Annotated in this window: 11 protein-coding genes; 4 read left to right on the top strand and 7 right to left on the bottom strand. The window is 63.4% G+C overall.

All coding sequences use genetic code 11. The annotated features are described in order from the left end of the window. Positions 1-29: 29 nt before the first annotated feature. From HDE76_RS00390 to xylA, 5 genes are all read right to left on the bottom strand, one after another. The gene (locus HDE76_RS00390; RefSeq protein ID WP_179482256.1) at positions 30-1,172 is read right to left on the bottom strand and encodes a sugar ABC transporter permease; all 1,143 of its coding nucleotides are present in this window, start codon (positions 1,170-1,172) and stop codon (positions 30-32) included. Between the two features lie 47 nt (positions 1,173-1,219). Continuing rightward, on the bottom strand, positions 1,220-2,767 hold the full coding sequence (locus HDE76_RS00385; protein WP_179482258.1) for a xylose ABC transporter ATP-binding protein: 1,548 nt from the start codon (positions 2,765-2,767) through the stop codon (positions 1,220-1,222). Between the two features lie 68 nt (positions 2,768-2,835). Continuing rightward, positions 2,836-3,867 carry a D-xylose ABC transporter substrate-binding protein gene (gene xylF, locus HDE76_RS00380; protein WP_255481364.1) on the bottom strand — a complete coding sequence of 344 codons (1,032 nt, stop codon included), beginning with the start codon at positions 3,865-3,867 and terminating at the stop codon, positions 2,836-2,838. A gap of 28 nt (positions 3,868-3,895) precedes the next feature. Then, the gene (gene xylB / locus HDE76_RS00375) at positions 3,896-5,398 is read right to left on the bottom strand and encodes a xylulokinase (RefSeq protein WP_179482260.1); all 1,503 of its coding nucleotides are present in this window, start codon (positions 5,396-5,398) and stop codon (positions 3,896-3,898) included. 42 nt (positions 5,399-5,440) lie between these two features. Continuing rightward, positions 5,441-6,757 (bottom strand): xylose isomerase, encoded by a 1,317-nt coding sequence (xylA, locus tag HDE76_RS00370; protein WP_179482262.1) that lies wholly within the window; start codon positions 6,755-6,757, stop codon positions 5,441-5,443. On the opposite strand from xylA, the gene HDE76_RS00365 reads away from it, so the two are divergent. From HDE76_RS00365 to HDE76_RS00355, 3 genes are read left to right on the top strand one after another with little or no spacing between them, the layout of a single operon-like run. Further along, a complete protein-coding gene (locus HDE76_RS00365; RefSeq protein WP_179482264.1) occupies positions 6,756-7,028 on the top strand; it encodes a hypothetical protein in 273 nt (90 codons plus the stop codon). The two genes, xylA and HDE76_RS00365, sit on opposite strands and share 2 nt — an antisense overlap. Positions 7,029-7,084: 56 nt before the next feature. Continuing rightward, positions 7,085-8,299 carry a DNA-binding transcriptional regulator gene (locus HDE76_RS00360; protein ID WP_179482266.1) on the top strand — a complete coding sequence of 405 codons (1,215 nt, stop codon included), beginning with the start codon at positions 7,085-7,087 and terminating at the stop codon, positions 8,297-8,299. Next, complete coding sequence (locus HDE76_RS00355; protein WP_184504699.1) at positions 8,296-9,363, top strand: aldose epimerase family protein; 1,068 nt, start codon at positions 8,296-8,298, stop codon at positions 9,361-9,363. Before HDE76_RS00360 ends, HDE76_RS00355 begins: the two co-directional genes overlap by 4 nt. A gap of 18 nt (positions 9,364-9,381) precedes the next feature. On the opposite strand, the gene HDE76_RS00350 is transcribed toward HDE76_RS00355, so the two are convergent. After that, entirely contained in the window at positions 9,382-10,050 is a 669-nt protein-coding gene (locus tag HDE76_RS00350; RefSeq protein ID WP_179482320.1) for a YoaK family protein, read from the bottom strand. A gap of 320 nt (positions 10,051-10,370) precedes the next feature. On the opposite strand from HDE76_RS00350, the gene HDE76_RS00345 reads away from it, so the two are divergent. Beyond that, positions 10,371-13,634 carry a PAS domain S-box protein gene (locus HDE76_RS00345; protein ID WP_184504697.1) on the top strand — a complete coding sequence of 1,088 codons (3,264 nt, stop codon included), beginning with the start codon at positions 10,371-10,373 and terminating at the stop codon, positions 13,632-13,634. A 1-nt stretch (position 13,635) separates the two neighbouring features. On the opposite strand, the gene zipA is transcribed toward HDE76_RS00345, so the two are convergent. Further along, positions 13,636-14,634, bottom strand: coding sequence for a cell division protein ZipA (gene zipA / locus HDE76_RS00340; RefSeq protein ID WP_184504695.1), 999 nt, complete (start codon positions 14,632-14,634; stop codon positions 13,636-13,638). Between the last annotated feature and the right edge of the window lie 5 nt (positions 14,635-14,639).

The raw sequence follows: 14,639 nt of genomic DNA, 5'->3' as shown, positions 1-14,639 counted from the left end.
TCGGAGCCGAGCGTCGCCTTGGCTCAGGCTCAGCCCCGATTCGAACCCGACAGCACATCGACCCACACGGCCAGCGCAAGAATCACGCCCTTGATGATCATCTGCCACGAGTTGTCGACATCCATCAGCTGCATGCCGCTGTCCAGGCTGGCCATGACCAGCGCGCCGATCAGTGCGCCGTAGACCGTGCCCGAACCGCCGCGCATGGACGTACCGCCGATGAAGCAGGCCGAGATCGCATCGAGCTCACCGCCGGTGCCCGCCGAGGGCGAACCCGAACCGGTACGCGCCACGGTGATGATGCCGGCGAACGCGCACATCAACCCCATCAGCGCAAACACCACCAGCTTGACGCGCGCCACGTTGACGCCCGACAGGCGCGTGGCTTCCATATTGCCGCCGACGGCGTAGATATGGCGGCCGAACACCGTCTGCGTCGATACGTAGGTGAACACCGCGAGCAGGCCGAGCAGAATCATCACCGGAATGGGAATGCCGTTGGCATCGTTGAGAATGCGTACGAAACCGAAGATCAGCAGGCCGATCGCCAGCACGCGCGCGATATCGATCCATAGCGCACCCTGCTGCAGCCCCAACTTCGCCCGACGCACGCGGCGACGGGCCGTCAGCACGGCCATGCCCAGGAAGATCAGCGCACCGATCCATCGCGAAATCGACGGTGGCACGAAGCCCTGTCCCAGCGAGATCAGATCATCCGGCGCCGGCGCGATGGTCGAGCTGCCGGTGATGTAGAGCACCACACCGCGAAATGCCAGCATGCCGCCCAGACCGACGATAAACGACGGCACGCGCATCTTGGTGACCACGAAACCGTTGAACGCACCGATCAGCAAGCCCAGCACCAGCACCGCACCGATGGCCGGCCAGGTGCCCCAGCCGTGGTTCACGGTAAGCAGGGCAACCACGCCGCCGAGCAGGCCGAGCTGCGACCCGACCGATAGATCGATCTCGCCCGCAATGATGACGAACACCATGCCGCAAGCGAGCATGCCGGTGATCGACATTTGCCGGAACAGGTTGGACAGGTTGCCCGGCGTGATGAACGCCGAATCCGTCTTGATGTGGAAAAAGATCCAGATGATCGCCACCGCGATAAGCAGCGCGAGAATCTTGTAGCGCACGAACAGTTGCTGGATTTGCTGCGACTGCATGGAAAACTTCCGTAATAACGTGGACGTGGACGTGGAGGATAAACGGATCAGGCCGCGTGCGCGGGACTCTCGGCCGCATGCGAGATCGCCGCGGCGAGCACCTGCTCCTGAGTGAGGCCGACATTGGGGAAGTTGCCCTGCAACTTGCCCTCGCCCACGACGAGGACGCGATCGCTGACGCCCAGCACCTCGGGCATTTCCGAGGACACCATGATGATGGCGACGCCCTTGGCGGCCAGCTCGAACATCAGCTTGTAGATGTCGTACTTGGAGCCGACGTCGACGCCTCGGGTCGGCTCGTCGAGAATCAGCACCTTCGGCTGCGGCAGCAGCATCTTGATCAGCACGGCCTTCTGCTGGTTGCCGCCGGACAAGCCGGCGATGGCTAATTCCGGACCGGCCGTTTTCACGCGCAGGCGCTTGATCTCGGCGTCGACAGTCTGCAGCTCCGCCTGACGATCGATCTGCCCCGCATGCGCATACTGCGCGAGCGTGGCGAGCGTGATGTTGTCGCCCACGCCGAGCATCGGCACGATGCCCTGGCGCTTGCGATCTTCCGGCACCAGCGACAGCCCGGCCTTGATCGCCTGCTCGGGCGAGCGGATTTTCATCAGCTTGCCTTCGAGAACGACTTCCGCTTCGTAGCGGCCCGGGTAGGCGCCGAAGATGGCCGAGACCAGCTCGGTACGCCCGGCGCCGACCAGGCCCGCGATGCCGACGATCTCGCCGCGGCGCACCTCGAACGAAATATCGTCCACGCGCTTGCGGTTAGGATTGGACACATCCCAGCAGGTGACGTGCCTGGCTTCGAAGATCACCTCGCCGACGTCGTGCTCCATCTTCGGGAACAGGTTTTCGATTTCGCGGCCGACCATCGCGGTAATGATGCTGTGCGTGGTCATCTCGCTCATCGGCTTGGTGACGATGTGCTTGCCGTCGCGAATGACGGTGACCGTATCGCACACGCGAGCGACTTCTTCGAGCTTGTGCGAGATGTAGACGCAGGCCACGCCGTCTTTTTTCAGATCTTCGATGATCGACAACAAGGTGTCAGTTTCGGACGAGGTCAGCGACGACGACGGCTCGTCGAGAATCAGCAGACGCGCATTCTTGGCCAGCGCCTTGGCGATCTCGAACAGCTGCTGATAGCCGCCACCGTAATTGGAAACGCGCGCGGCGACATTCACGTCTTTCAACTTCAGGCGGGCCAGCAGCGCCTCGGCCTTGGCGTACATGGCGTCGTAATCCATCACGCCGCCGAACTTGCGGATCTCGTTGCCGAGGAAGATGTTCTCGGCGACGGACAGCTGCGGCACCAGCATCAGTTCCTGATGGATGATGACGATGCCGGCGTCCTCGCTGTCGCGCACCGAATGCGCGCGCAGCGGCTTGCCGTCGAACAGGATTTCGCCTTCCCACGTGCCATACGGGTACACGCCGGAGAGGACTTTCATAAGGGTAGACTTGCCCGCGCCATTCTCGCCGCACAGGCCGACGCATTCGCCGGGCCGCACGGCCAAGTCGATGCCATTGAGCGCGCGCACGCCGGAAAATTCCTTGACGATCTGGCGCATCTCGAACAGGTATTCGCTCACGGTATTCCTTCAATCGCGGAACGGCGCCCCGCGGATGCAGGGCGCCGTTATCTTACGCGTAACGCGGCTTATTGGCCGATCTGAGCCTGGGTGTAGAAACCGTCCTTCACCACGAGATCGACGTTCTGTTTGGTCAGCATGGTCGGGGTGAGCAGGATGGTGGGGATGTCGGCCTTGCCGTTGTTCATCTTCGAGGTGAAGCTAGGCGTTTTGCCCTGCGCCAGATCGACGGCGAGGTTGGCCGCATCGGTGGCGATCGTCTTGATCGGCTTGTACACCGTCATGGTCTGGGTGCCGGCCTCGATGCGCTTGATGGCGGCCAGATCGGCGTCCTGACCGGACACGGCCACCTTGCCGGCCAGCTTCTGGCCGGTCAGTGCGGCGATGGCGCCACCGGCGGTACCGTCGTTCGACGCCACGATGCCCTGGATATTGTTCTTGTTGGCGGTCAACGCGTTCTCGATGATCGACTGCGCATTGGAGGCCAGCCACTCGTTGGTCCACTGCTGGCCGACGATCTTGATGTCGCCCTTGGCCACCAGCGGCTTCAGCACCTTATACTGGCCTTCGCGAAGAATCTTCGCGTTGTTGTCGGTCGGTGCGCCGCCGAGCAGGAAGTAGTTGCCCTTCGGTGCCGCGTTGACCACGCCCTGTGCCTGCATCTGACCGACCTTGTCGTTGTCGAACGAGATATACGCGTCGACATCGGCGTTGAGGATCAAGCGGTCGTACGAGATGACCTTGATGCCGGCCTTCTTCGCTTCGGCCACCACGGTGGTGAGCGTCTTGGCGTTGAAGGGCACGATCACGATCACGTCGACCTTGCGCGAGATCAGGTTTTCGATCTGCTGAATCTGCTTCTGTTCGTTCGCGTCAGCCGACTGCACCGAGACCGTCGCGCCCTTGGCTTCGGCAGCAGCCTTGAAATAGTCGCGATCCTTGGTCCAGCGCTCGACGCGCAAATCGTCGATCGAAAAACCGATGACCGGCTTTTCCTTGCTGGCGTGTGCCGGCATGGCGGCGAACGTGCCGGCCAGCGCCATCGCTGCAGAGAGCGTAAGCGTGCGGAGCGTCTTGCTTTTCATTGTTTTGGTTTTCATGAGTCCCCATCCTGTGTGACGTACAACGTTAGTTGACAGAATCAGCGCCGGTTTCAGCGCCAGCGAAAAGCGGGTGCAACTGCGGATACAACTTCTGGAACAACGGATACCTTTGTTCGCGATAAAACGCACGTCGCGACGCAACAGGAATGAAGTTCGCGACCAGCGACGGCGCGGGACAAACCTCGTCGAGCATGGCGCCCTGCTCCACGGCCAGATGAGCAAGCCGTGCCGCGCCCAGCGCGGGTCCCACGTCACCGCCGGAGCGCTGCTGCAGCGGCTTGCCGAGAATGTCGGCGAGCATCTGGATCCAGTACGCGCTGCGCGAGCCGCCGCCGATCACGGTGATCTCGTCGGAAACCAGACCCGCCGCCTCCACCGCCAGCAGACCATCGAGCAGCCCGAAGCCGACGCCCTCCAGCGTGGCATTGGCCAGGTCGGCGCGCTGCGTGCTGCCGCTCAATCCGACAAACGCGCCGCGGGCGTGACTGTCGTTGTGCGGCGTGCGTTCGCCGCTCAGATACGGCAAAAAGAACGGGCTGCTGCCATGGATAGCGTTCGATGCTTGCGCGTCGCCAAGCAGGGCCGGTACGTTCTCGTACGCGGTCAGCCGCGCGGTGAAGTCCAGGCAGCTGGCGGCGTTGAGCATCACGCTCATCAAATGCCAGGTATTCGGCAGCGCATGGCAGAAGCTGTGTACGGCCTGTGCGGGCCGCGACAGAAAACCGTCGGAAACGGCGAAGAACACACCCGACGTACCGAGCGACAACATCGCCTGCCCAGGCTTGACGATGCCGACACCGACCGCGCCGGCCGCATTATCGCCGCCGCCGGCTGCCACCGGCACGCGTGCGATGCCCCAGCGTTCGGCCAGTTCGCCGCGCAATCGGCCCGTGATCTGATTGCCTTCATGCAACGACGGCATCTGCTCGCGGTTCAGCCCGCACGCGTGCAGCATCTCGTCGCTCCACGCCCGCTTGCCGACATCGAGCCACAGCGTGCCGGCGGCATCGGACATGTCGCTGGCATAATCGCCGGTGAGCTTCAGCCGCAGGTAATCCTTCGGCAGCAATACCTTGGCGATACGCTCGAAAATGCGCGGCTCGTGCTTGCGCACCCACAGCAATTTGGGCGCCGTAAAACCCGGCATCGCCAGATTGCCGGTGATGGCGCGGAAGTTCGGCACCTGTTCGAGTTCGGCGCACTCGATATCGCAGCGGCCGTCGTTCCACAGAATCGCCGGCCGCAGCACGTTGTCGTCGGCGTCGAGCAAGGTCGCGCCATGCATCTGACCGGACAGCCCGATGCCGGCAATAGCGCTCGCGGCAAGGCCGAGTTTCTTGGCCTCGCCGAGCAAAGCGTCGACCGAATCCAGCGTGGCCTGCCACCAGGCTGCAGGGTCCTGCTCGGACCAGCGCGGCTGCGGCTGCGAAAGGGTCAGCGCGGCCGAGGCGCTGGCACGCACCTCGCCATTGCGGTCGACCAGCACGGCCTTGACCGACGATGTCCCCAGATCGATTCCGATAAACATGCGTCGGCTTACCCCGGCGACCGTGCGGACATCGACCGACGATCAACCGTAGACATAGCGATTGACCAGGTTCTCCAGCGCTTCCTGCTGGCCGGACACATGCTTCGGCTGCAGATCGCGTTTCGCTGCCTCGGCGGCCAGGGCCTCGAGGGTGAAGTTGCCGGTCAGCACCTGCTGGCCGAACTCGCCATCCCAGCCCGCGTAGCGCGCTGACTTCATCTTGGCCAGCGTGTCGCGTTCGATCATCTTGGCCGCACGCTCCAGCGCCAGCGCCAACACATCGATCGCGCCGATATGGCCGTGGAAAAGATCGGCCGGATCGCTGCTCTGACGACGCACCTTGGTATCGAAATTGAAGCCGCCGTTCACAAAGCCGCCCGCACGCAGAATCTCGTAGACGACCAAGGTCATCTCTTCGACGCTATTGGGGAACTGGTCGGTATCCCAGCCGTTCTGCATATCGCCGCGGTTGGCGTCGATGCTGCCGAATAAACCCAGCGCGATCGATGTGGCCACCTCGTGCTGGAACGAATGTCCGGCCAGCGTGGCGTGGTTAGCCTCGAGGTTGACCTTGACCTCGTGCTCCAGGCCGAAGTCTTTCAGGAAGCCGTACACGGTCGCCGTGTCATAATCGTACTGATGCTTGGTCGGCTCCTGCGGCTTGGGCTCGATCAGGATGGTGCCGTCGAAGCCGATCTTGTGCTTGTGCTCGACCACCATCTGGAAAAACCGGCCCAGCTGCGCGCGCTCGCGTTTCAGATCGGTATTGAGCAGCGTGTCGTAACCTTCGCGGCCACCCCACAGCACGTAGTTGGCGCCGCCCAGGCGCTTGGTCGCGCCCATCGCGTGGAACACCTGCGTGGCGGCGTAAGCGAATACTTCCGGCTGCGGGTTGCTCGCTGCACCGGCGGCATAGCGCGGGTGGCTGAACACGTTGGCCGTGCCCCACAGCAGCTTCATGCCGGTTTGCGCCTGCTTGGCTTCCAGCACGTCGACCATGGCGGAAAAATTGTTGGCGTACTCTTTCAGGCTATTGCCTTCCGGCGCCACATCGGTGTCGTGGAAGGTGTAGAACGGCACGCCCAGGCGGCTGAAAAAATCGAACGCCGCATCGGCCTTGGCCTTGGCTTGCTGCATCGGCTCACCCGGCGCATGCCACGGCCGTTCGAACGTGCCGGCACCGAAAACGTCGCTACCCGGCCAGACAAACGTATGCCAGTAGCAGGCGGCCAGACGCAGGTGCTCGGCCATGCTTTTGCCCAGAATCTGGCGCTTGGCGTCGTAGTGGTGAAAAGCCAGCGGATTATCACCAGAAGCCCCCTCGTAGCGGATCGGGGCGATGGCGTCGAAATAAGACATGGTGAACTCCACGGATGATGGCATTGAAAAAGATGTCAGCGCCGATCGGCAGCTGCTTGACCTAAAGAAAGGGCCAGCGATGGCCGCACACGCGACCACCGCAATCCTCGAATGCTGCCCATTCCCGACCCAAGGGGGCAATTGCGAAATCTGGTGCGGGACTGATCATTTTCCCTGTGGCGATGCCGCATGCCAGCAGGGCTGGCGCGTGATAGCGTCTGCACTCTGCCGAGTGATCATCGTCCTGCGCGCAAGCCGCCTGCTCATGTAGGGTGGGTTCCGCGCGGTACTCTGGTGATCCCGCCATACCGGATTAACGAAACGCCCATGGGACTCTCCCCGCCGCCGCACCGCATCGCGCTGCTGTTCAACGCCAACAAAGGCTATGACCGTGAGGTGATCGCGGGCATCGGTCAGTATCTCAATTCGACCCGCGTCGAATGGGATCTGTATCTGGAAGAGGATTTCCGCAGCCGCATTCAGGGCATCGAACGCTGGCACGGCGACGGCATCATTGCCGATTTCGACGACCCGGAAGTGGTGGCTGCATTGAGTCAGTCCGCCCTGCCGGTGGTGGCCGTGGGCGGTTCGTATGCCGATGCGTCGCTGTATCCCGAGCGTATTCCGTATATCGCGACCGACAATGCCAAGCTGGTGCAGTTGGGCTACCGGCACCTGATCGATCAGGGTCTGTCGCATTTCGCCTTCTACAGTTTGCCGCCGGCGCCAGGCAACGCGTGGGCGGCCGAACGCGAGGTCGCTTACGCGCAGCTTCTGCAGGCGGACGAACTGCCGGTCACCATTTTCCGCGGCCAGCCCACCAGCGCCGGCGGCTGGGATCACGCCTCGGAACAGCTGGTCGAATGGCTGCAGGAGCTGCCCAAACCGGTCGGCATTCTGTGCGTCACCGACGCGCGCGCGCGGCAGCTGGTGCAGGCGTGTCAGCTGGCCCGCATATCCGTGCCCGAACAGATTGCCGTGGTCGGTATCGACAACGATTCACTGACCCAGATGCTCACGCGCATTCCGCTGACGTCGGTGATTCAGGGCACCGAGGAAATGGGCCGCACCGCAGCGCATCTACTGCATCAAATGCTGCGCGGTGCCGACCATACGCAGACGCGCATCGTGGTGCCGCCGGTCGGTATCAACGTGCAGTCGTCGAGCAAGCATCAGCCGCTGCGCAGTCCGCTGGTGATGCGCGCGCGTCACTATATTCGCCAGTACGGCTGCCTCGGCGTCAAGACCGAACAAGTGGCCGATTACGTCGGCGTGTCGCGCACCGCACTGGAAGAACACTTCCGTCGCGAACTGAAGCAAACCGTGCATCAGGCTTTGCTGCAGCACAAGCTGGAGCACGCCGGCGAACTGCTGACCAGTTCGTCGCTGCCGCTGGCCGATATCGCGGTGCGCTGCGGCTTTACCTCCTTGCAATACATGTACGCCGTGTTCCGCCGCGAATACAACCTCACGCCCAAACAGTTTCAGGCGCAGCAGCGCGGCATCGACATCACCGAATCCACCGACAGCTCCGCATCATGAACTCCCTCACGTATCCCAATGCCGCCCACGTACCTCACGCCGTTCGCTGGGGAACGCTGGCCGATGGCCGCAAAGTGCACCGCTGGACGATGCGCAACGCGCAGGACATGCGCGTGGACATCAGCGATCTGGGTGGAAGCCTGCTGAGTTGGCACACACCCGATCGTCATGGCCGTATCGAAGGCGTGGTGCTCGGTCATGCCGACCCCATCGCCTACGCCAACGCCCTAGGCTATCTGGGCGCGCTCGTCGGGCGTTGGGGCAACCGTATTCGCAACGGACGTTTCGAACTGGACGGCGTGAGCTATCGGCTCGACCGCAACAACAACGGTCACCACCTGCACGGCGGCCACGACGGCTTCCATCAGGCGGTCTGGCATGTCGACACCGACGGCAATGGCCTGCTGCTGACCCTGCACTCGCCCGATGGCGAAGGCGGCTTTCCGGGCAATCTCGACGTGCAGGTGCGCTACGAATTGCAAGACGACGGCACGCTACGCCTGGACTATCAGGCGCGCACCGACCAAGCTACGCCGATCAATCTCACCGCACATCCTTACTTCAACCTCGGCGGTGCGCGCGGGGATATTCGCGATCACCTGCTGTGGATCGACGCCGAAGATTTTCTCGCCGTCGATGCCGGCATGATTCCCGCCGGCAAGGAAAGCGTCGCCGGCAGCGCCTTCGATTTTCGTCACGCCGCACCGCTGGGCTCGCGTCTTACCTGGCCGCATCCGCAGCTGGCTGTCGCCAAAGGTTTCGATCACTGCTACTGCCTGCGTGAACCGCACGGCCAGCCGCGCAAGGTCGCCCAGGTGATCGATCCAGCCAGCGGGCGTCGACTTACCGTCATCACCGATCAGCCAGGCCTGCAGCTCTACACCGGGCAGTATCTGGGCGAGTCACCCAAACGCAGTGCGGGCTTCTACAAAGCGTTCGACGGCTTATGTCTGGAGGCGCAAGCCTTCCCGGATCAGATCAACAGCGCCACCGCCGAACGCGTCGTGCTTCGACCGGGTACCGTGTACCGCCAAAGCACCGCGTATCAGATCGATACGCTTTAAAAACGGCAAGCGCAGCATTTAGTCGTTGACGGGCTGGCTCGTCGTCTCCGATTCAGTCGAGCGGCGCTGGCGATCGCGCACGCATCGAACCAGCGCCAACAGCAGCGCCAGCGCCGGTACCAGCACGCCGGGGTTGCCGACTTTCGCCGTGGCGAATCCGCCAGCGCAGGCGCCGATGGCGAAGCTGCAGCACACCATCACGAACAGCCGCGCCTTGTGCAGTGCCAAGGCGTCACCGGGCGGGAAAAGCCCGGTGAACAGCAGCTCGGCGGTGCGCCGCAGGTTGCCGGTGGTCATCACCGAGCTGTAGGGCGAGCCCTCGACCTTGGCAAAGCTGGTGCTCTGCAGCGCCGCGAGAAACGCCACGCCCAGCACGATCGGCAGATCCGGAAAATCGCGCGGCAGTACCGCTACGACAAGCAGAAAAGCGATTTCAATCGCGAGGCTGAGCAAGGCTGTGCGCTGCATCGACCGTCGCGACTCGTGCAGGCGAAGTCGAAAGGCCACAAACACGCCGATGAAAAACGCCAGGATCGGCGGCACGTGACGCAGCGACTTTTCCCACTGCCCCGACGCTGCGTAGATGCCCAGCAGTACGACATTGCCGGTTTGCGCGTTGGCAAACACGCCGCCGTGGCCGAGCCAGGTAAACGCGTCCAGAAATCCGCCTGCGCCACTGAGCAGCATCGCCACCCCGACGGTTTCTTCGGGGCGCGCGGCCGCGTCCTTCCCATGACCTTTCAGCGTGCGAACAAGTGCCTGGATCGACGTTTTCAGAATCTGCTCCCGGCCGCGTCACACGAACCTAAAGACCGCGCGCCGAGCCTGACATACCTCGCGCATCCCGCTCAAGCCAAAGGCGGCCGCCCCGAAAATTCCTGCGGCCCTCACCGATGCGTGTTTCTCTGCGATCATGCGCGGGTTGCCGCTTCTGCCAGGCTGCCAGGGCGGTGTGGCACTTAGCATTCCCTCCATCGCCGTTTCGACTCTCCGCCGTGGTCTGCCACATGACTGACACCACCTCTGTTGATCGATTCCCGTTTATTGGCGGTGGCTCCGAGATGGCCGCGACGATTCGCGCCTTCGACTGGAGCCGCACCCCGTTGGGCGATATCGACGGCTGGCCGGACACGCTGAAGACGGCGACGGCGCTGATTCTGCGCTGCGACGCGCCGATGACCATTCTGTGGGGCGAACCGGGTTATCTGATCTACAACGACGGCTATGCCAGGCTTGCCGCGGCCCGTCACCCTGCTCTATTGGGTATGGGGGTGCGCGAAGGCTGGCCCGAAGCCGCCGATTTCAATAGCCACGTGATCGAACAGGTGCTTGCCGGCAACAGCCTGGTCTACCGCGACCGGCATATGGTGCTGCTGCAAACGGGCAAGCCGGAAGATGTATGGCTCGATCTCCTCTACAGCCCGCTGGTCGACCTCGACGGCGTCGCGCGAGGCGTGCTGGCCCTGGTGCGCGATACCACCCAACAGTTCCAGGTCGAGCAGCGCTTGCGCGTAGCCCAGGAAGCGGGTGGCGTAGGCACATTCGAGTGGTATCCGGACGAGGGCCGAATGGAAGTGTCCGACCAGTACCGGCGGGTGTGGGGGCTCGCACCGAACGAACCGATCAACGACGCGCTGCTGGTCGACATGGTGCATCCGGACGATCGGCATCTGGTCGGGCCCAATCGCTTGAGCTCGTCCAATCCAATCAGCTATTCCGAATTTCGCCTGGTCCATCCGAAGACCGGCGAAATCCGCTGGATTGCGCGACGGGGTGAAACGCTGGCACTCGATGGATCGGGCCGTGCGCCCCGCTACATCGGCATCGCGATGGACATTACCGATCGCAAAAAAGCCGAAGAGGCCGTGATCGAGAGTGAAGCCCGCTGGCGCAACCTGTTCGCGGATATGCAGGAGGGCTTTTTCATCGGCCGCGCTGTGCGCGACGACGCCGGACGCATGGTCGATTTTCTCATCACCGAGCTCAATCCGGCGTTCGGCAAGCAGACTGGCCTGAATGTGCGCGCGTCGATGGGTCGCTCCATTCGCACCTTGGTGCCCGATGTACCGCTATCGGTCATCGATGCCTATGCGCTGGTGCTCGATTCGGGCGAAGCCTCGCAGATGGAAGTGCATATTCCCACGCTGGAAAATCGCTGGTTCGAGGCGCGCGCACGAAAGATCGACAAAGAGCGCTTCGCCGTACTGTTCATGGATATCTCCGAACGCAAGGCGATCGAAGATGCCATGCGCGAGAGCGAGGCACATTTCCGCACCCTGGCGCAGTCGTTGCCGAACCACGTCTGGACCACCGACGGCGAGGGCAATATCGAGTGGTTCAACGATCGCCTCTATGCCTATGCTGGCGTCGAGCCCGGCTCGATGGAAGGCGACAAGTGGTTCGCCCTCGTGCACCCGGACGACGTACAGCCGACCGTCAAAGCCATGCGCAAGGCGCAGGAAACGGGCGATAACTACCAGACCGAACTGCGCCTGCGCCGGCATGACGGCGAGTACCGCTGGCACTTGGCGCGCGCCGTTCCCATCGCCGGTCGCGACGGCGAACCCATACGGTGGCTGGGTACCAGCACCGATATCGACGACCAAAAAGCGGCCGAGGCCGCGCTGAGCAATCTGGCCGCCACGCTTGAAGAGCGCGTCAGCGAGCGCACAGCCGAACTGATCAAGACGCAGGACGCGCTGCGCCAGAGCCAGAAAATGGAATCGATCGGCAACCTCACGGGGGGCATCGCGCATGACTTCAATAATCTGCTGCAGGTGGTCAGCGGCAACCTGCAGCTGCTGGGCAATGACGTGGCCGGCAACGAGCGCGCCGAGCGCCGCGTACAGAATGCGATGGCCGGCGTCACGCGGGGATCGAAGCTGGCTTCGCAGCTGCTGGCGTTCGGCCGACGTCAGCCGCTGGCACCGAAAGTGGTCAACGTGGCGCGCCTCATTCGCGATCTCGACGAACTGCTGCGCCGCTCGCTGGGCGAAGGGATCGAGCTGGAAACGGTGATCGCCGGCGGCCTCTGGAACACGCTGATCGATCCGGGCAATGTCGAGAACGCGCTGCTCAATCTGGCGCTTAACGCACGCGACGCTATGGACGGCCAGGGTCGGCTGACGATCGAAGCGGGCAACGCGACACTCGATCAGGATTACGCCTATCGGTATCCGGAAACGACGCCCGGCCAGTATGTGATGATCGCAGTCAGCGACACCGGCTGCGGCATGACGCCGGACATTATCGAGAAAGTCTTCGAGCCATTCTTTACCACCAAACCCGAGGGCCGCGGCACCGGCCTCGGCCTGTCGATGGTGTACGGCTTCGTCAAGCAGTCTGGCGGTCACGTCAAGATCTACAGCGAGCCCGGTCACGGCACGACGATCCGGATGTATCTCCCGCGTTCGACGCAGGCCGAAGATCCCTTGCTCGATACGGAATCCGGCCCGATCGTCGGCGGCGACGAAACGATTCTCGTGGCCGAGGATGACGACGCGGTGCGCGATACCGTCGTCGCCCTGCTCGGCGAGCTCGGCTATCGGGTACTCAAGGCCAAGGACGCGCAAGGCGCACTCACCATCATCGAAAGCGGCATCGCCATCGACCTGCTGTTTACCGATGTGGTGATGCCCGGCGATCTGAAAAGCCCCGAACTGGCCAGCCGGCTGCGCGAGCGCCTGCCGCAGCTGGCGATTCTCTTTACGTCTGGCTATGCGGAAAACTCCATCGTCCACGGTGGCCGCCTCGACGAAGGCGTGGAGCTGCTGAGCAAACCCTATACGCATGAGGCGCTGGCGCGGCGGCTGCGTCAGGTGCTTGATGGACGGCAGCCGCGCAACACAGCGGGCAGCGCTGCGCCCGCCCCGGCGCAGCGCACAAGCAACCGCCGACTGCCCGCGCAAGCCGCGCGGCCGCTGCATATTCTGCTGTGCGAAGACGACGATCTGATTCGCATGAGCGTGGCAGAAATGCTCGAATCTCGCGGCCACCTCGTGCTCGAAGCCGACAGCGCCGCGCGCGCGGTGCAAATCCACGGCAAACAGCACGTCGATCTTCTGCTGACAGACATCGGCCTGCCCGACGCGTCCGGCATCGAACTCGTTCAAGCACTGCGAACCCTCTCCCCCGACCTTCCCGTGCTGTTCGCCACCGGTCAACTCGACACCGGCGACATTCCCAAAGATGCGCGCACCGCATCGATACTCAAGCCTTATGGCGTCGAGGCGTTGCTGCAGGCGATCGACGGACTGCGTCTGGCGACCTGAGTCAGCGCCCGAAGATAATTTCCTTACCCTCGTGATCGCGATCCCAACCGCGCAGTTGGTCGCGGATATGGGCGATGCGCTGACGACCGAGGGCGTTGCGCTCTTCGTCCAGCACATGACCATCCAGGAGCTCGGCCAGGCGCTGCGCGGTGGGCAGCATCGCGTCCCAGGCGTCGAGTGCGCAGAGCGGACCCGGCAAGGTCATGAAGAAGCTGACGCCCGGCGTGCGCAGCGCGTCGAGGCGCACCAGATCGAAATTGCCCGGCTTGAGCATATTGGCAACGCTGAAGATCGGGCCGAGTTCGCGCTTGCCCTCCAGCAGGCGGTGATAGATGCCCATGTCGCCGAATTCGAGACCGGCCTTTTCGGCGGCCACCACCAGGTTCGGCCCGTTGAAGTGCTCGCCCTCGCGAGCCACTACGAACAGCGTGACGATCCGCTCGACCGCCAGCTGCGCCGGGCGTCGACCGAGGTCGGAGCGCGGCGGGATTTTGGGCGCGGGGGCCGCCGGAGCCGGTGCGGGCGCAGCCGCGGGCACCGGTGCCACCGAGATCTCCGGCTGCGGTAGAGCACTGCCTTCGTTGGGAACGCTGGGTGCGCGCAGCGCGTCGACGATGGAGGCCGCGTGCCCCACCAGCTTCGACGGCATCGGCTTGCTGCTCGAACGCTCGCCGGACAAGGTGGCGCCCAGACGCTCCAGTTCGGCACGCATGCCCACGTCCAGCTCGCCCTGCTTCGGCTTGAGCGGCATGTCGAAGGCATCGTCGTAGGAGGCATCGCGCGCGCTGAAAGAGGGCGTGTCGTCGTCGATGTCGTCATCCCCAAGCCGGGGCTCGCGACGTTCGCCTGACGACGCACTGGGTACCACACGGCGCTTGCCCTGCTCTTTCTTCGGCTGTCCGAACAGCCAGATCAACGCCAGGATGATGATGGCAACGATCAGCAGCGGAACACCGACGGCGGGGTTCCAGGCAAAAGCGAGCACGGGTTGCATGGTCATCGTAA

The organism is Rhodanobacter sp. ANJX3, from assembly GCF_014200755.1.
Taxonomy (GTDB): Bacteria; Pseudomonadota; Gammaproteobacteria; order Xanthomonadales; family Rhodanobacteraceae; genus Rhodanobacter.
The sequence above is the reverse complement of the archived record's forward strand: the minus strand, read 5'-3'. Positions and strand labels throughout refer to the sequence as shown.